This window comes from Actinocatenispora sera, assembly GCF_018324685.1.
Classification (GTDB): Bacteria; Actinomycetota; Actinomycetes; order Mycobacteriales; family Micromonosporaceae; genus Actinocatenispora; species Actinocatenispora sera.
In genome coordinates, this window is sequence record NZ_AP023354.1 from 6,577,374 (window position 1) to 6,594,372 (window position 16,999).

Sequence of the window (16,999 nt, forward strand, 5' to 3'; positions counted from 1 at the left end):
TGGTCAGGGGCGGGTCGGGTGCAGGGTGCGGTTCAGGAACTCCAGCTCCATCCGGGGCAGGTTGGCGGCGACGTCCTCCTGGCCGGCCATGTGGGTGACGCCGGTGAGCGGCAGCACCGCGTGCGGCCGGCCGGCCGCGAGCAGCGCGCCGGACAGCCGCAGCGTGTGCGCCACCACCACGTTGTCGTCGACCATCCCGTGCATCAGCAGCAGCGGCCGGGTCAGCGCGGTCGCGTCCGGGATCAGCGAGTTGCGCCGGTACACCTCGGGCGCCTCGGCCGGATGGCCCAGATACCGCTCCTGCCAGTGGGTGTCGTACAGCGTCGGGTCGGTGACCGGGGCGCCGGCGACCGCGGCGTGGAACACGTCCGGACGGCGCAGCACGGCGGCCGCGGCGAGGTAACCGCCGTACGACCAGCCGCGGATGCCGACCCGGGACAGGTCCAGCTCCGGGTGCAGCTCGGCCGCGGCGCGCAGCGCGTCGATCTGGTCGGTCAGCGCGTACGTCAGCGTGTCGCCGCGGATCGAGTGCTCCCACACCGGGCCACGACCCGGGGTGCCGCGGCCGTCGGTGACCAGCACCGCGTACCCCTGGTCGGCGAACCACTGGGACATCAGGTACATGTCGCGGGCGTGCAGCACCAGCTGCCCGTGCGGCCCGCCGTACGGGTCGAGCAACACCGGCAGCTTGTCGGTCGGCCCCGGCCGGTACCAGGAGGGCAGCAGCAGGGCGGAACGCAGCTCGCGCTCGCCCAGCTCGTACAGCCGGACCCGCGGGGTCAGCGTCGGGGTGGCGGCGTGCGACGCGATCGGGGTGACCGCGCCGTCGCGGTGCACGGTGGTCCGGGCACCGGAGTACTCCAGGGAGCGTGAGGTCAGCACGGTGGTACCGCCGGCGGCGACGCCCTGGTGCACCCCGGCACCCGCGGACAGCCGGACCGGGCCGGTGTCCGGCGACCAGCGCCACACGTGCACCTCGGTGGGCTCGGTACCGGCGGTGAACAGCACCGCGTCACCGTCCACCCCGGACACCGCGCGCAGTTGCAGGCCGGGCGGGGTCACCGCGGCGCCGTCCACCAGCAGCCGGCGGGTGTCGCCGTCGTCGGCCGACCAGACCAGCGCGCCGGACGCGGTGCGCGCCGGCAGCCCCGGTACCAGTTCCCACCAGTCGTCGTGGTGGTCGGCGTGCAGCAGTGAGGTGGCGCCGGTCTGCTCGTCGACCTCGAGCACGTGCACTTCGCGCTGGTCCCGGCTCTGTACCAGGATCGTCAGCGGGCCGGACCAGTCGACCTCGGCAAGGTACTCGAAGCCCTCCCGGTCCCAGACCACCTCGGTGCGCGCGCCGTCGTCCGGGTTGATCAGCCACAGCGTGACGATCGCGTTGTCGGTACCGGCGGCCGGATAGCGCACCGCGGCCGGCGGCCGGGCCGGGTCGGCCGGGTCGGTCAGGTACCAGGTCGTCACGGGCGCCTGGTCGACCCGCGCCACCAGCAGCCGGGACGAGTCGGGCGACCACCAGTGGCCGCGGTAACGGTGGATCGACTCGGCGGCGACGTGCTCGGCCAGCCCGTACGTCACGTCCGCCGTCTCGGGCTCGGCGAGCACCCGGTCGTCGGTACCGTCGGCGCCGATGACCCGCAGCGCGCCGGCGGAGACGTACGAGATGTGCGTGCCGGCCGGGTTGATCCGCGGGTCGATCACCGAACCGGTGGCGGGCAGCCGCACCGGGGTGCCGTTGGTCAGCAGCCACAGCTGACCGTCCAGGGTGAACACGGTGCGGTCCGCGGCGCGGTCGCTGGCGTAGGCGACGATGCCGGCGGCGCTCTCCCGGCTGCGTTCCCGTCGGGCCCGTTCGGTCGCGGACAGCTCCCCGCCGGTCAGCCCGGCCCCGTCGGCGAGCAGCGTCTCCGCGCCGGTCGCCACGTCCAGTCGCCACAGGGAGGTGGTCGCGTCGTGGCCGGAGGCGGCACGCAGGAACAGCACCCGGCCGCCGTCCGGCGAAACGGTCACGTCGCGCGGCAGGCCGTACCGGAATCGGCCGGTACGGGCCAGTTCCCGCAGGATGTCGTCACTCATCCCGGCCTCCGCAGGTGCCGGCGGGCAGCGTGCTGGATTGGATCATGTCCAGCACCATGCCACGGTCGGCGCGCGGTCAGCGCAGCAGGTCGCGAACGTAACGCAACTGTTCCGCACGCTGGAACGCCGCGCCGCCCTCGTGCTCGTTGTACGGCCAGACCCGGATGTCCTTGCTCGCCCCGGCGTAGTGGTTGTACGCGGCGAACACCGTCGACGGCGGGCAGATCGCGTCCATCAGCGCCACCGAGAACAGCGCCGGGGCGCTCGCCCGGGCGGCGAAGTTGATGCCGTCGAAGTAGGCCAGCGAGGCGAAGACCCGCTCGGTGGCGTCCCGGTGGGTCCGGCAGTACTGGGTGATCTCGTGGTACGGGTTCTTGTCGGTGATCTCGGTGGCGCGCCGGTAGTGGCAGAGGAACGGCACGTCCGGCATGGCCGCGTACAGCCCGTCGACGAGGCCGGCGACCGCGATGGTGATGCCGCCGCCCTGGCTGGCGCCGGCGACCATCACCCGGTCCGGGTCGACCCGGGGGTGCTCGCGCGCGACCTCGACCGCCCGCACCGCGTCGGTGAACACCCGGCGGTAGTAGTAGCTGTCCGGGTCGGTGATGCCGCGGGTCATGAAGCCCGGCGTGTTGGGCAGCCCGACCGGGTCGGGGTCGGCGGTGGCTCCGGCGGTCGACCCGTTCGAGCCCTGGCCGCGGGTGTCCATGATCAGGTGCGCGTACCCGGCGGACGACCAGTCCAGCCGCTCGTGCGCGAGGCCGCGCCCGCCGTTGTAGCCGATGTACTCGACCACGCACGGCAGCGGGCCCTCGACCCCGGTCGGCAGCACGAACCAGCCGCGGACCGGCTGCCCGTCGAAGCCGGAGAACGTCAGGTCGAACACCTCGACGGTGGCCAGCGCCGCGTCGTACCGGGTGAACGTGGGCGGGCTCGCCTTCGCCCTGGCCTGCTTGAGCGTGCCCGCCCAGAACTCGTCGAAGTCGGCGGGTTCGGTGCGCTCCGGGCGGTAGTCCCGGAGCCGTTCCAGTGGCCAGTCCACCAGCATGTCGTTCTGCCTTTCGTCGTACCGCCCCGACTCGGGGCACCGTGCTCCGGCGACCGGGCGACGGCGCTGGGCCCGGCCGCGATCGCAGCACAGCTTGTCAGACACCGTTGCGGTCGTGCCAGTGCCGGAGCGGGGGTGCGGCACGCAAGCCGTCTCGCCGTGTGCAACGTCACGCAAAGGTGAAATAACCGGAAGATCCGGCTCGACCTTCAGTTGACGTCTAGCGTCAGGGACGCGGGGTGACGGCGGGATCGCATGGCGTACCGCAGACCTCGCGCCGGCCCGCCGGCGTCTCGGCGGGACCGTACGACCGCGTGCCGGCACCCGGTGCCGGCGGCCCCCGGGGGAGGACCTTGTGGCAGCTCGTACCCGACTTCTGCTGTCGGTGATGTCCGGCGCCGGCCTGGTCGCGGCGCTGGCCGCGGCACCGGCCGCGGCCGCGCCGATCGGCGTGGCGCCGGAACAGCCGACCCACTCGGCCGCCGCATACAAGGCGGCGCACGACAACGACCCGCACGTACCGCTGAGCGCGGCGGCGCGGTCCGGCCTGCAGCGCCGGACCGAGGCGGCGCAGCGCACCATGGCCCGGGTCCGGGCCGAGGCGGCGCGGCCCGGCGCGACGGCGGCCAGTACGGCCAAGTCGTTGAAGGGCACGCAGCAGGCCCAGCAGACCTACTACTGGTGCGGACCGGCCGCGGTGTCCGGCGCGCTGAAGGTGCGCGGGGTGTCGCTGAGCCAGAGCAGCACCGCGAAGCTGCTGCGTACCACGGTCGACGGCACCGACTGGTCCGGACGCAACGCCGCGGTACCGAAGGCGTACCAGACCGGCTATCCGGTCGCCGACGTGCTCACCTACAAGCTGCACGGGCAGGGCGCCACCTACTACCCGGTGGGGCTGTCGTACGACCCGACCAGCAAGGAGAAGTCGACCTACCAGACCCGGCTGGTCGCCGACATCAACAACGGCTGGGATCTGATCGGCGACGCCTGGGAGGTACCCGGCGGGCCGCACCTGGTCGGCCACCCCGGCAACCAGGAGGTCTTCCACTACTACACGATGCGGGGCTACTCCGGTTCGGGTAAGTACACCCGCTACCAGGACTCGGTGCACGGCGCCGGGAGCATCTCCTGGTCGTCCGGCGTACCGGCGTACTCGACCATGTCGTCGGCCACCATCACGACGATCAACGGTGGCCGTGGCTACGTCTGGTAACGCCTCGGCAGGCCATCGCGCACCGACCCGTCGGCGCTGGCTGCTGGCGGGGGCGGCGCTGCTGCTGCTCGCCGGCTGCGACACCGCGGCCGACCCGGCACCGCACGACGGTGCCGGGTCGGCCGCCTCGCGCACCCCGAGCGCGAGCCCCGCTCCCCCGGCCGGTACCGCGGTACCCGACGCGGCACCCGCGGCCAACTTCTGCGCGGTACCGCAGCCGGCGAGCTGGCGGCGGGCGCTACGCAGCGACCGGCTGACCCAGCGGGCCGGCGAGATCCTGGTGGTCCATGCGGTCGGCGCGGACGGTGGGACCGCGGTACTCGACGACCGGACCGGCGACGAGCGCACCGTGGTGTTCCGGCGCGATGGCCACAGCACCCGCGTGCTACGGCTCGCGCACCCGGACACCGACCAGCTCTACGGCGCCGCGTTCGATGGCCGGTACCTGGTCTTCTCGGTCAGCCACAACCCGAACGACCTGTCCGCCTGGACCCTGTACGGCTGGGACTCCGTCGCCGGGGGCAGGCCGCGGCGACTGGCCGGCAACGCGGTCGACGCCGCCGGCAACCCGGTGCCGAGCCCGCTGCTGTATCCGGTGGTCGCGGGCGGGGTGGCGGCCTGGACGGCCGGGCGCCCCGATGGCAGCACCGCGCTGCACCGGTACACGTTCGCCACCGGTGCCGACGAGGTGGTGCGGGCCGGGCATCCGGGCGCACCGTTCCTGTTCGAGGGCGACCTGGTGTGGCCGGAGTCGCCGCGACCGGACGCGCTGACCCGGCTGCACGCGGTACGGCTGGCCGACGGCGCACCGGCGCGGCTGCCGGCCACGCTCGCGGCGGTACGCGGACCGGCGTTCATCGTCGGTACCGGCAGCGGCGTGGCCGCGTGGGTGAGCGCCGACGTGCGCACCCTGTACGTGTGGCGGCCCGGCTGGCGCGCCCCGGTGCGGGTGCGGCACGTGTCGACCGGCCGCAACGTGCAGTGGGTCCGCGCCGCGGGACCGCTGGTGACGTGGGACGACGGTACCGCCCAGTTCGCCGCGGACCTGCGCACCGGCGCGTTCACCAAGCTGACCCCGCGGTACGGCTACACCGAGGCGAGCGGCGACGCGCTCGCGGTCGGGTACGCCCCCGCCGCGAAGGGCGAGGCGACCGCGGCACCGAGCCTGGTGCGGGTCAGCGAACTCGCTCCGTTACCCACCTGTCACTGACGACTCGCCGACATCCCGTCTCCGCAGGTCCGCCCGGTTTCGCCGGGCGGATCCAGCATCGTCGACGTCGCACGGTCGACACCACGATGTCCGATATTCGACTAGGGTGTGCCGCATGGCTGCGCCCGGGCGAGCCGCGTGGTGGGCCATGACGTCACACCCTCGGGTGGGACGCGTTGCAGGCCCGGACGGTCCGGCAGGCCCTCCGTCGGGACCGCTCAGTCACACCGAGCCGGATGCGAGGCATGTGCCCAGACCTGGAACTCACCGATCTCGAGTTGGCCCCGACCGCGACGGGCGGGGTACCGGGCCGGGCCGTCGACGGCCTGCGCTGCGCGGTCGCCCCCGGACAGGTGGTCGCCGTGATCGGCGAGACCGGCTTCGGCGGTACCCGGCTGGCCCGCGCGGTCGTCGGCCTGGACGAACCGGCGGGCGGCCGGATCACCTTCGGTGAGCACCAGTGGTCGGCGGACGAGGCGCCGTGCGCGTTCGTACCGTCCGGCGGGGGGCTGATCCCGCAGCTGTCGCTGCGCCGCAACATGCTGTTCGGCGCCCGGCTGCGGGAGGAGATCCGGGCCCGGGAGGAGTCCACCGCCGGCTGGCTGGAACGCCGCCGGATCCGCTGGCGGCGGTACGGCCAGGACTCGGACCAGGTCGACCGGATGCTCACCGCCTTCCAGCTGTCCTCGGTCGAGCGGTACGTGCCCGACCGGGTCAGCGCCGCGCAGCGGATGCTCACCGCGCTGGGACGCGCGCTGCTGCACGGCCGGCCGGTACTGGTGGTCGACGCCACCGGCGGCCAGGAACCCGACGACGCGTACGTCCAGCTGCTCGACCAGGCCCGCACGCAGCGGCCGGACCTCGCCGTGCTGCTGTGCACCGATCGCCCCGGGCTGCTGCGCGCCCGCACCGATCCGTACGCGATCGACTGGGTGGTGGTGGTCGGTTACCAGGGGGCCGTGGTCGCGCAGGGGCCGCCGGCGGCGGTGGCGCGGCCGGGCTCGGTCGACGCCGCTGCGGTGCTCTACGGCGACCCGATGCTGATCGTGCCGGTCGACGACTGGCCGGCCGAGTGGGGCGCACCCGCACCGGCCCCGACGCCGGGAGCCGACTGGATGGTGGTCGGTGCACCGGCCGCGTCCACCACCGGTACCGCCCGCCGGGCGCGCGGCAGCCAGCTCGTCGTCGAGGTGCTCGGGCCGCACGAACGGCCGCGGTTCCAGCGGGTTCGCGCCGTTCGCTGCGGCCGCCGCGACTGGCTGCTGCGGCTGCCCCAGCCGGTACCGGTCGGCCACCGGGTCCGGGTCACCGCCACGCCGGGCCGGGCGGTCCGGGTACCGCTGAACGCCGCCGCGCCGTCCGCCCCGGTGCCGCCGGACGCGGGGGTGCCGTCATGAGGCGCCGCACCCTGCTCGCCGCCGGCGCGGCCGCCGCCACGGTGCCGCTGACCGGCTGCACCAGCGCCGGCCACGGGCTCGAGGTGGTGTGCGCCTGGGGTGGCCCGGAACTCGCCGCGTTCCGGAAGGTCCTCGCCGGTTTCACGGCCCGGACCGGGCACTCGGTCCGGATCGTCGTCGCCAACGGCAACGGTGTCGACGCGATGCTGTCGGCCCGGTTGGCCGCCGGCAACCGGCCGGACGTCGCGGTGTTCTCCGAGCCGTCGCTGATCACCCGGTACGCGAAAGACGGGCACCTCGTCGTGCTGCCGGACGCCTACGTCGCCGGCCTGCCGGACTACTGGTCCTCCCTCGCCGGCGTCGACGGCACCCTGTACGGCTGCTGGCTGAAGATCGCACACAAGTCGCTGTTCTGGTACCGGCAGAGCGAGCTGTTCCCGTCGGCCGACGGGAACCCGCTGCTGGCGCGAACGCCGAGCACCTGGACCGAGCTCGTCGACCTCGTCCACCACTGGCCGGTGCCCGGTCAGGCGCCGCTGGCGATCGGCGCGGCCGATGGCTGGGTACTCACCGACTGGTTCGAGAACGTGCTGGCCTCGCTCAACAGCAACGACCAGACCGGCAACGCGTACGACGCGCTGGTCTCGCCGCACGCGACGTGGGACGTCGAGCTGGTCCGAGACGCGCTGCGCAACCTCGGCGACCTGTGGGCGCTGCCCCACGCGCTCCCCTACGGCGGGGCCCGAGCGCTGCTCACCCCGTTCGACGCGTCGGTGGCACAGGTGTTCGGCGAACACCGGGCCGGGCTGCTGTTCGAGGGCGACTTCGTCGCGCCGATCGTGAAAGGTCTGCACCCCGACGACGAGCCGTCGTACTTCCCGTTCCCCCCGGTACAGGACCGCCGGCGACCGCAGATAGTGGGCGGTGACCTGGCCGTGCTGTTGCGACGCAGCGGGCCCGGGCTGCGCCTGATGAAGTACCTCACCACCAGGGCGGCGGCAACGCCGTGGGTGAAGGCCGGCTTCCTGGTCGCACCGTACCTGGACAACCTGACGATCGAGTACCCGCGACGGCTGCGCCGGCTCGCGCGCGAGATCAACGACCCGCGCGCCGAGATCCGGTTCGACCTGTCCGATCAGCTGACCGGCACGCTGATCGGGGACGACGGGAAGGGCAGCTGGCTGATCCTGTCCGACTTCTTCCGCGCGGTCACCGGCGGCCGGCCGATCGAACGAGCCGTGGACGAGGCGGTACGCGAGTTCGACCGGGCCACGAGGATGCTCCGATGACGACCGCGCCGACGCCCCGGATGCGACCGGTCGACCGGCTGCTGGTGCTCGACGACGTCGGCCCGACCCGGCGCGACCGGATCCGGCCGGAGACCCGCCGGGCCTACCTGTACCTCGCGCCGGCCACGCTGGTCGTCGGCGGACTGCTGGTGTGGCCGGCGATCCGGACCGTGGTCGACAGCCTCACCATCGGCTGCCGCGGCGTCTGCCTGGGCAACTTCACCGACGCCTGGTCCGACCCGCTCGCCCGCCGGGCGCTGCTGCGCACGCTGGCCTGGGCGGTCGCCCTACCGGTGGTGCTGACCGCGGTCGGCTACCTGCTCGCGGTGGTGTCCCGCCGGGTCCGCCGGGCCGGCGTGCTGACCGTCCTGCTGGTGGCGCCGATGGCGTTGCCGATGCTCGCGACCGCGGTGGCGTTCCGGCTGCTGTACGACCCGGATCCGAGCCGTGGCCTGGTGACCGCGCTGACCGGCCGGGTGATCGGGTCCGATGCGCCACAGGCGCTCGGGCCCGGCCTGGTCACGTTCGCCATGATGTCCGCGTTCGTCTGGGCCTACCTCGGGCTGTCGGTGGTGGTGTTCCGGCGGGTGCTGGACGCGATCCCCAGCCAGCAGGTGTCCATGATCATGGCCGAGACCGGCCGGCGCCGGGAGGTCTACCGCTGGCTGTACTGGCCGATCCTGCGCCGGGTGGCGGCGCTGCTGGTGGGCCTGGCCGGGCTGTTCTCGGCCCGCAGCTTCGACCTGCTGCTCGCGCTCGTGCCCGGCTCCAGCCAGCCGGCCGGCGAGGTGCTCGCGCTGCACGTCTGGCGGTACGGTGCCGGACCGACCGCCGGCCCGGCCGCCGCACTGTCCGTGCTGTGGTTCGCGGTGCTGGCGCTGACCGTGGTGCTGCCGCTGATCTCGTTCCGGGCGCAGTGGCGGATGCCGCCGGTCGACGTCACGGTGTGGGACCGGCACCTGCCGGCCCGGTACTCCGGGCTGCGGCACCGGCTCGCCCAGGCGCTGTGCGTGGCGGCGATCGTGCTGTGGCTGATCCCGGCGGCGCTGCTGGTGTTCGCCTCGCTGCACGCCGACGCGACGCTGGCCACGGACGGACTGTCCGGTGCGCTGTCGCTGGCATCCTTCGGCCAGGTGCTCGGCGCCGGCGGGATGCTCGGCAACTACCTCGGTACCGGCCTGTTCGCGCTGCTGGTCGCGGTGCTGGTGGTGGCGTTCGCCGGCCCCGCCGCGTACGCGCTGGGCTGGCTGCGCCCGCCCGGCCGCGGCGCCCTGCTGACGGTCGTGGTGGTGTGCGCGACCGTACCGGTGCAGGCGATCACGATCCCGCTGGTGCAGACGCTCGGCACGGCCCGGCTGTCGGGTACCGGCCAGGCGTTCGTGCTGGCGCACCTGGCGCTCGGCATCCCGCTGACCACCGCCCTGCTGTACGGCGCGTTCGGGTCGCTGTCGCCGGAGCAGATGCGGCAGGCCGCGATCCACCACGGCGCCGAGGCGGCCGGCCCGGGCCGGGCCACGTTGATGCAGGTCGGGCCGAACCTGTTCGCCGCCGGCGTACTGCAGTTCGTGCAGGTGTGGAACGACGTCGCGGTGGGGCTGCTGTTCGCGCCGCCGCAGCTGTCGCCGATCGGGCTCAGCCTGCTCGGCCAGCTGCGCTACTACACCACCGGCTCCGGCCACGTCGCCGCCGCCACCGTGCTGTTCTCGGTGGTACCGCTGGTGGCGGTGATGGCCGCGCGCAAGCAGATCGTCCGGCTGCTGATGGCGGGCGTGTCCGGCAACTGGCAAGCGAAGCCGACGAAGCGGTGACCGACGAGCGCACAAGGCTGTGGCGACAGCGGATCCGCCGGGTCGCCCGGTTCGTGCTGCCGCTGGCCGCGGCGGAACTGGTGTCGCAGCTGGCCTCCGCGATGGGCGCCAACCTGATCACCGACTCGTCGCTGATCAACTCGCTGCTCGCGGTGCTGTTCGGCGTGGCGCTGTCGCTGCTGCTGGAGATGCGCTACCGGATCCGGCTGGAACCCGACCCCGAACCGGATCCCGAGACCGACGCCGCGGCGCTGACCGCCACGACCGTCACCACGCTCGCCGCCGACGCGCAGGCCGCCGTCGCCGCGCCCGAACCCGACGCCGTCCCGGGCGAGCCGGCAGGCCCGGAACGGCGGCGGCTGCGCGGACTCAACCGGCGCGCGGTACCCGTGTACGGCCAGCTGCCGGAGGTGCCCGAGCTGGTCGGGCGGGAAGCGCTGTGCGACGAGGTCGAGCAGGAGATCGCCGACGGCCGGGTCCTGGTGCTGTACGGCGCGCCCAACTACGGCACCTCGGCGGTCGCGGCGGCCTGCGCCCGCAAGTATCCGGCGGCCCGCACCCTGTACGTCGACCTGCGATCCGGCCCGCAGCATCCGTTCACCGCGCAGCAGGTCGTGGACGCGGTCCTCGCGCAGCTGGGCCGGCCGGACACCTCGATCACCGAGGCGCTGCACACCGAGCAGATCCTGCTGGTGGTGGACAACGTGCAGCACGACGAGCAGGTCGCGCCGTTCCTCTCCGCCACCGCACCGCGCGGCCTGACGATGATCGCCGGTACCGGCATGAGCATCCGCTCGGCCTACCCGCACCTGTTCACCTGGGAGGTCAGCGGCCTCAGCGACGAGGACGCGGTCGACCTGTTCGGCCGGGAGACCGACCGCGGCGACCTGTCCGGCAACGAGAACGCGAAGACCATCGTGCGCGAACTGGGCAAGCAGCCGACCGCGATCCGGCTGCTGGCCAAGAACATCGAGCCGGACGACCGGCTCAGCGACTGGCTGCCGGACACCACCGTCAACGACGCCGTCTGGCGGGCCTGCTGGCGCACCTTCGAGCTGGTACATCCGGTGCAGCTGCGGCTGCTGCGGCGGATGGCGGCGGTGGCCGAGGTCGAGCTCGACCTCGGCGGCATCGCCGCGCTGGCGCACCGCCCGCGGTCCCAACCCGAGGTCTACGAACAGCTGCGCACGCTCCGGCACCGCCAGCAGATCCGGCAGGGGTACGCGACCCGCCCGGCCACCGCGGCAGACGGCCGCAGCTACGAACCGCGGTACCTGATCGCCGACGACTGGGTGCCCCCGCTGACCGGGTACGTGCAGTGGTCCCGGCGGGCGGTACGCCGGGAGGCGCAGCGGGCGCTCACCCGGCTGCTGCGCCACTACGGCGACCTCGCCACCCAGTACGCGGACCGGCTGCCGGAGTCGGCGGCACGCGAGTGGTTCGAGGAGTACGAGACGACGCTGCTGCCGCTGGTCACCCGCTGGGTGTCGATCGTGGCGCCGGACCCGGCGGCCGAGGCACCGGTGCGCAAGGCAGGGCCGCCGGGGCTGACCCGCGGCGGGCTGCGCGCGGTGGCCGCGATCGCCGCGGCGCTGTGCCGCTGGTACGAGGCGACCGGCGACTACCGTGGCCTCGGCGACAGCAACCGCACCGCCCGGGCGTACCGGGTGGCGCACTCGATGAAGCTGCTCGCCGACCGGTACGGCGAACCGGCCGGGCGCGCCTGGGCGCTGAACCAGGTCGCCGCGATCCGGCGCGCCACCGGCGACCAGCTCGGCGCGCAGCAGCGGCTGCACGAGGTGCAGCGCGGCCCCGGCCGGTCACGGGGCGGCGCGCAGGTCAGCACCAACCTGGGCATCGCCGAGCTGGGCCGGGATCCGACCACCGCGCTGTACCGGGCGACGAAGGGCCGCCAGCTGCGCCGCCGGTCCGATCATGCCGGCCGGGGCCGCGCCGACCTCGCGCTGGCCGTGGCGTACCTGCACTGCGGCGGTGACGGCAGGTTCAGCCACCGCCGGCAGGCCCAGGCTCGGCTGGAGGCGGCGCTGCGCGAGTTCGGCCGGGCCGGCGACGGCCGAGGCGAGGCCTGCGTGCTGCACAACCTCGGGCTGCTGTGCTTCGACACCGCGCCGCACCGGGCGAACCAGCTGTTCCAGGACGCGCACGTCCGGCTGCTGCACGGCGCCGATCCGACGCTCGCGATCCAGCGCACGCTGGCCGAGGCGGACCTGCTCTGCGCGAACCCCGCAGCGGACCGGGAGGCGACGCTTGCCCGGCTGGCCGAGGCCCGTGACCTGGCCGAGCGCTCCCCCGACATCGACCTGGTCGCCCAGCTCGACACCTACCGCGCCGCCCTGACCCGGTGACGCGGCCGCCGGACCCGTCCCGCCGGCACGGCGTGTTCGACGCGACGCGCTCGGACGGCCGCTCGACGACCGAACGAGCTTCGCACCGGAGACGCACTCGTCCGGTCCGGGCCGCCAGCAGCTCGGGCCGGTGGCGCGGGGTCGCCGGGCGGTGCGCTACGATTGCCGGGCAACGCGGACGTAGCGCAGCTGGTAGCGCATCACCTTGCCAAGGTGAGGGTCGCGGGTTCGAATCCCGTCGTCCGCTCCGGTTCGAGGCCCGACCAGGCAGGTCGGGCGTTTTCGCTGCCCGCCGGCCCCTTTCGGTACCTGCCGCCCGGTCAGTCGCGGTGCTCGACGATCTTCTTGAGGTTGGCGAGGTCGGCCGAGACGAGGCCGGTGTCGCGCTCGAACTCGGCGTCGCTCGCCCCGGGCGACCGGCGCAGCGTGAACACCACGTCGCACCGGTCGGGGCCGTTCGCGATCACCCGCATCGGGTTGTCGAACACCTGCCCGGACCGCGTCGTCACCCGGTGGTCGAGCACCCCGAACTCGTTGCGCGGTGCGAACGCGAACTCCACCCGGTCCGCGCCCATCTGCACGAACCAGCGCCGGTCGACCTGCTCGACGGAACTGCCCAGCCCGGGCGCCCACTCGGTCAGGTGGCGCGGATCGACGGCGTACTCGTAGACCTCGGGCGCGGGGCGGTCGATCGCCACACCGAGATGTCGGGTCTGTTCGGTCATGCCCGCCACCCTGCCAGCCGGTACCGACATTTCGTGGGCCCGGCGGTCGGCGAGCCGGCCCGCCCGCCGGTCAACCGTCGTCGAGGTCGCGCAGCAGGCCGGGCAGGGCACGCAGGCTGTCGATGCGGTACGCGCCGGTGCCCGCCGCGGGGGTGGCGCCGGTACGGTCCAGCCAGATCGCGGCCCCGAGCCCGGCGGCGCGGGCGCCGGCGACGTCGGTGGCGAGGCTGTCACCGACGTGGCAGGCCGCCACCGCCGCCGCGCCCGCGCGCTCCAGCGCCAGCTCGAAGATCTCCCGGCCCGGCTTCGCCGTCTCGACCTCGCCGGAGATCACCACCAGGTCCAGGTACCGGGCCAGCCCGGTCGCGTCGATCTTGGCGCGTTGCGCGTCGCCCGGCCCGTTGGTGATCACCCCGATCGTCCGCCCGTCGGCGCGCAGCTGTTCCAACGATCCGGGCACGTCCGTGTACAAGGCGTAGTCGATGCGGCGCCGTTCGATGTACGCGTCGACCGCGGTCTCGGCCAGCTCGGGGTGCCGGCACTCGGTCAGTGCCTGCCGCCACAGCCCGAGCCACGCGGTCCGCGCGGACGGGATCGGGCCACGCGGGTGCGGAGCGCCCGGCCCGGCGGCGCGGGCCCGCGCGACGTAGCGCGTGACGTACGCGTCGGCCAGCACCGCCGGGTCCAGCCCCGGCGCGGCCGACACGAGGCCGTCGCACACCGCCCGTACCGTGGCGCGCCAGGCAACCGGCCCGAAGTCGACGAGGGTCGCATCCAGGTCGAAGAACACCGTGGTGAGCACGGTCGACCACGCTACCGGCCCGCCGGCGCAGCGGAATCTCTCAGCCGGCGGGGGGCGGTCGGCGCAGCCACCACCGGTACGGCACCATGGTCGGACCGAAGTCGACCAATCGGGCGCGTGGAGGGTGTGTGCGGCAGCGGCAGGGACCGGTCCGGCGATGGGTACGACGAGCCGCACTGCTCGCGGCGACCGGGCTGGCGCTGGCGTTACCGGCGACGACGGCGCTGTTCACGCCCGGACCGGCGATCGCGTCGATGCCGGTGAGCACCGCGGACCGGGCCTGGCTCGGTGACCGGATCGACGGCCGGCCGCTGCCCGATCCCCGTACCGCGACGCCGGCCGAGGTGGCCGCGTTCTTCCGCCACCTGCCGCGGCGCGACGCGGCGGCGCTGGCCGACCGGTACCCGTCGGTGGTCGGCAACCTGGACGGCGCGCCGGTGGCACTGCGGTACCGGGCGAACTGGTCGGCGATGGGCGCGGCCGGCGGCGAGTTCTCGAGCTGGGCGGCGCAGCGCCGGCAGATCATCGAGTTCGACCGGCGGGCCGGCGGCCGGGTCGCCGAGGTGTTCGGCGACCTGACCCGGGCGGACCGGATCGCGGTGATCGTGCCCGGCGTCGGCAACCGGCCGGCCACGTTCGACCGCACCACCGCGGCGCACCCGTACCGCTCGCCGCACGCGCAGGCGGCCCAGCTGTACCGGCAGGCCACCGCGACGGCGCCGGCGGCCAGGGTGGCCGTCGTCGGCTGGCTGGGGTACCGGCCGCCGCCGGACCTCGGTCGCGGGGCGGCCCGGGAGGAGCTGGCTCGGGCCGGTGCGACGGCGCTGGACCGGTTCACCGCCGGCCTCGCCGCGGTCCGGCCGCACGCCGCGATCACCGTGGTCGGGCACAGCTACGGCAGCGTGGTGGCGGGTCTCGCCGCGCACCGGTTCCCCCGGCAGGTCGGCGACGTCGCGGTGGTCGGCAGCCCCGGGATGGGCGTCGACCGGGCCGCGGACCTGCACACCCGGGCGCGGGTCTGGGCCGGCTGCGCCGGTGACGACTGGATCCGCGACGTACCGGACGTGCAACTGCTCGGCGTCGGCCACGGCACCGCACCGACCGACCCGGGCTTCGGCGCGCGCAGGTTCGGCACCGCCGGCGTGCGCGCGCACGACCGGTACTTCGCCCCCGGTACCGAATCGCTCGCCAACCTGACCGCGATCCTCCTGGGCCGCGACCGCGCCGTGCGCTGACGACGACCCTCCCCGTCGGTCACGGTCGGTGCGGCGGCAGGAGGAGGCGGCGGATGTCGGCGGCGAGCGCGACGGAGGCGTCGATCTCGGCCTTGCGGATGGACACGCTCTCCACGTTGAACCCGAACGGCAGGCCCAGCTCGGTGCAGAACTCGACCAGGTCGGTGGCCGTGGCCAGGCAGCGCCGGTACGACTCGGCGAGCGGGTCGGCCGAGTGCCGCAGCGAGTTCTCCAGCCACTTGGGCACGTTGACGCCGAGCCACTGCAGGAACGCCAGCGTCTTGGTCGAGCCGCACACCGACAGGGTGAAGATCACCGGCCGCGGCGCGATCCCGCGTTCCGCGCACGCGTAGTAGTAGTCCGAGACGAGGCTCTTGGTCGTGTCGACGTCGTAGACGACCTGGGAGACGAAGAACAGGCAACCGCGCGACTGCTTGGTGAGCATCCGCAGGTGCTCGTCGCCGCGCTGGGCGTACCGCTCGGTGATGGCCACGCCGCCGAGCTCCAGCTCCGGGCGCACCTCGTCGTGCAGGGCGTGCGCCTCGGCGAGCCCGGTGTGTACCGGCTTGTCGGCCGACGACGAGCCGACGAACACGCCAAGCACCCGGCCGGGGTCGACCGAGCGCAGCCAGTCGGTCAGGTCCGGTGCGGGGTACTTGCCGACGCACCGGTAGATGATCACCGGGTGCGGCCAGGCGCCGAGGTGCTCGGCGTGGAAGACCGCCGGGTCCATCGTCGGCAGGTACGGGAACGGGCGCTCGTCCGGGTTGCGGTCGCTCTCGTCGTCGATGTCGTAGAGGATCAGGCCGTCCAGGTCGAGCCCGGCGAGCCGGCGCAGCGTGACGTCGGCGATGTCGGCGGCCTGCTCGGCGGTGGCGCTGCGCCGCGGCGGGGTCAGCCCGAGCAGCAGGATCCCCCCGGTCCCGGCGGCCAGCCGCTCGGCCAGCGAGGGCGCCGCGGTCGGGCGGTCGGGCGGGGTCGCCGCCGATCCGGTCGGCGCGGTCTTCGCCGGCGGAACCGGGCGGGAGGGCGTCGTCATGGCGGACACCCTACCGAGCCGTCGCAGCAAGATCATCGGCCCCGATCGGCCGCGCGCTTGACACGAATTACCTACCTGAGTAACTTCTTACTCATGCAGGTAACAGATGGTCGCTCACTCGCGGCGCAGGCCCGCCGCGCGCAGATCGTGGACGCGGCGATCGAGGTCATCGCGGCCGCCGGGTTCGCGCAGTGCTCGTTCGGCCGGATCGCCAAGCACGCCGGGCTGAGCAGCACCCGGCTCATCTCGTACCACTTCGAGGACAAGAGCGAGCTGATCCAGGCCGTGGTTGACACGGTGCTCGGCGAGGCGACCCGGTACGTGCAGCCGCGGATCGCCGCGGCCGCCGACCGCCGCGCCGCGCTCGCCGCGTACGTCACGTCGAACCTGGAGTTCGTGCGCGACCACCCGACCCGGGTCCGGGCGCTCGTCGAGATCTTCGCCGGCGCCCGCAACGACGACCGGCTCACCACCTCGGACACGCCACGCGCGGTGGCGATCGAGTTCTTCCGCGCCGGCCAGCAGGAGGGCGTGTTCCGCCGGTTCGACCCGGAGGTGATGGCGACGGTGCTGCGGGCCGCGATCGACGCGGTCGCGATGCGGCCCGACGTCGACCACGCCGCGTACGCCGTCGAGCTGGTCGAGCTGTTCGACCGCGTCACCCGCGCCGACCCGGCGCCCGACACCGGCGCACCCCGGCCCGCCCACGCCGACCCCGGCGCCGAGCCCCAGCACCCGCGGCGGGCAGCCGACCGCGGCACCGAACGGACCGGCCGATGAGGTCGGCGAAG

At 74.1% G+C, this 16,999-nt stretch carries 13 protein-coding genes and 1 tRNA gene; 9 read left to right on the plus strand and 5 right to left on the minus strand.

Features of this window, described 5'->3' with window-relative positions; genetic code table 11:
• Positions 1-3: 3 nt before the first annotated feature.
• On the minus strand, positions 4-2,076 hold the full coding sequence (locus Asera_RS30965; protein ID WP_030447120.1) for a S9 family peptidase: 2,073 nt from the start codon (positions 2,074-2,076) through the stop codon (positions 4-6).
• 76 nt (positions 2,077-2,152) lie between these two features.
• Complete coding sequence (locus tag Asera_RS30970; protein WP_030447121.1) at positions 2,153-3,124, minus strand: acetylxylan esterase; 972 nt, start codon at positions 3,122-3,124, stop codon at positions 2,153-2,155.
• A gap of 355 nt (positions 3,125-3,479) precedes the next feature.
• Here Asera_RS30970 and Asera_RS30975 point away from each other — a divergent pair, with 355 nt between their 5' ends.
• The 7 genes from Asera_RS30975 (at position 3,480) to Asera_RS31005 (ending at position 12,654) form a co-directional block, all read left to right on the plus strand.
• A complete protein-coding gene (locus Asera_RS30975) occupies positions 3,480-4,337 on the plus strand; it encodes a C39 family peptidase (protein ID WP_157034915.1) in 858 nt (285 codons plus the stop codon).
• Entirely contained in the window at positions 4,321-5,547 is a 1,227-nt protein-coding gene (locus Asera_RS30980) for a hypothetical protein (RefSeq protein WP_157034916.1), read from the plus strand. The genes Asera_RS30975 and Asera_RS30980 overlap by 17 nt, the downstream gene beginning before the upstream one ends.
• Before the next feature lie 245 nt (positions 5,548-5,792).
• Positions 5,793-6,944 carry an ATP-binding cassette domain-containing protein gene (locus tag Asera_RS30985; protein ID WP_030447124.1) on the plus strand — a complete coding sequence of 384 codons (1,152 nt, stop codon included), beginning with the start codon at positions 5,793-5,795 and terminating at the stop codon, positions 6,942-6,944.
• On the plus strand, positions 6,941-8,233 hold the full coding sequence (locus Asera_RS30990; RefSeq protein ID WP_030447125.1) for an ABC transporter substrate-binding protein: 1,293 nt from the start codon (positions 6,941-6,943) through the stop codon (positions 8,231-8,233). The genes Asera_RS30985 and Asera_RS30990 overlap by 4 nt, the downstream gene beginning before the upstream one ends.
• Positions 8,230-10,041: a hypothetical protein gene (locus Asera_RS30995; protein WP_030447126.1), complete on the plus strand. Its 1,812-nt coding sequence runs from the start codon at positions 8,230-8,232 to the stop codon at positions 10,039-10,041. Before Asera_RS30990 ends, Asera_RS30995 begins: the two co-directional genes overlap by 4 nt.
• Entirely contained in the window at positions 10,038-12,407 is a 2,370-nt protein-coding gene (locus tag Asera_RS31000) for a hypothetical protein (protein ID WP_030447127.1), read from the plus strand. Before Asera_RS30995 ends, Asera_RS31000 begins: the two co-directional genes overlap by 4 nt.
• Before the next feature lie 174 nt (positions 12,408-12,581).
• Positions 12,582-12,654: transfer RNA gene (locus tag Asera_RS31005), tRNA-Gly, on the plus strand.
• Positions 12,655-12,727: 73 nt separating this feature from the next.
• On the opposite strand, the gene Asera_RS31010 is transcribed toward Asera_RS31005, so the two are convergent.
• Positions 12,728-13,132, minus strand: a complete 405-nt coding sequence (locus Asera_RS31010) for an SRPBCC family protein (RefSeq protein ID WP_030447128.1) — start codon at positions 13,130-13,132, stop codon at positions 12,728-12,730.
• 70 nt (positions 13,133-13,202) lie between these two features.
• Positions 13,203-13,934, minus strand: coding sequence for an HAD family hydrolase (locus Asera_RS31015; protein ID WP_051802442.1), 732 nt, complete (start codon positions 13,932-13,934; stop codon positions 13,203-13,205).
• Positions 13,935-14,062: 128 nt separating this feature from the next.
• Here Asera_RS31015 and Asera_RS31020 point away from each other — a divergent pair, with 128 nt between their 5' ends.
• Positions 14,063-15,169, plus strand: a complete 1,107-nt coding sequence (locus Asera_RS31020; RefSeq protein ID WP_030447130.1) for an alpha/beta hydrolase — start codon at positions 14,063-14,065, stop codon at positions 15,167-15,169.
• 19 nt (positions 15,170-15,188) lie between these two features.
• Here the strand turns inward: Asera_RS31020 and Asera_RS31025 are convergent, their stop codons facing one another.
• Entirely contained in the window at positions 15,189-16,208 is a 1,020-nt protein-coding gene (locus Asera_RS31025; RefSeq protein ID WP_244844097.1) for a 5,10-methylenetetrahydrofolate reductase, read from the minus strand.
• Between the two features lie 93 nt (positions 16,209-16,301).
• Here Asera_RS31025 and Asera_RS31030 point away from each other — a divergent pair, with 93 nt between their 5' ends.
• Complete coding sequence (locus Asera_RS31030; protein ID WP_084131840.1) at positions 16,302-16,988, plus strand: TetR/AcrR family transcriptional regulator; 687 nt, start codon at positions 16,302-16,304, stop codon at positions 16,986-16,988.
• The last annotated feature ends 11 nt before the right edge of the window (positions 16,989-16,999 follow it).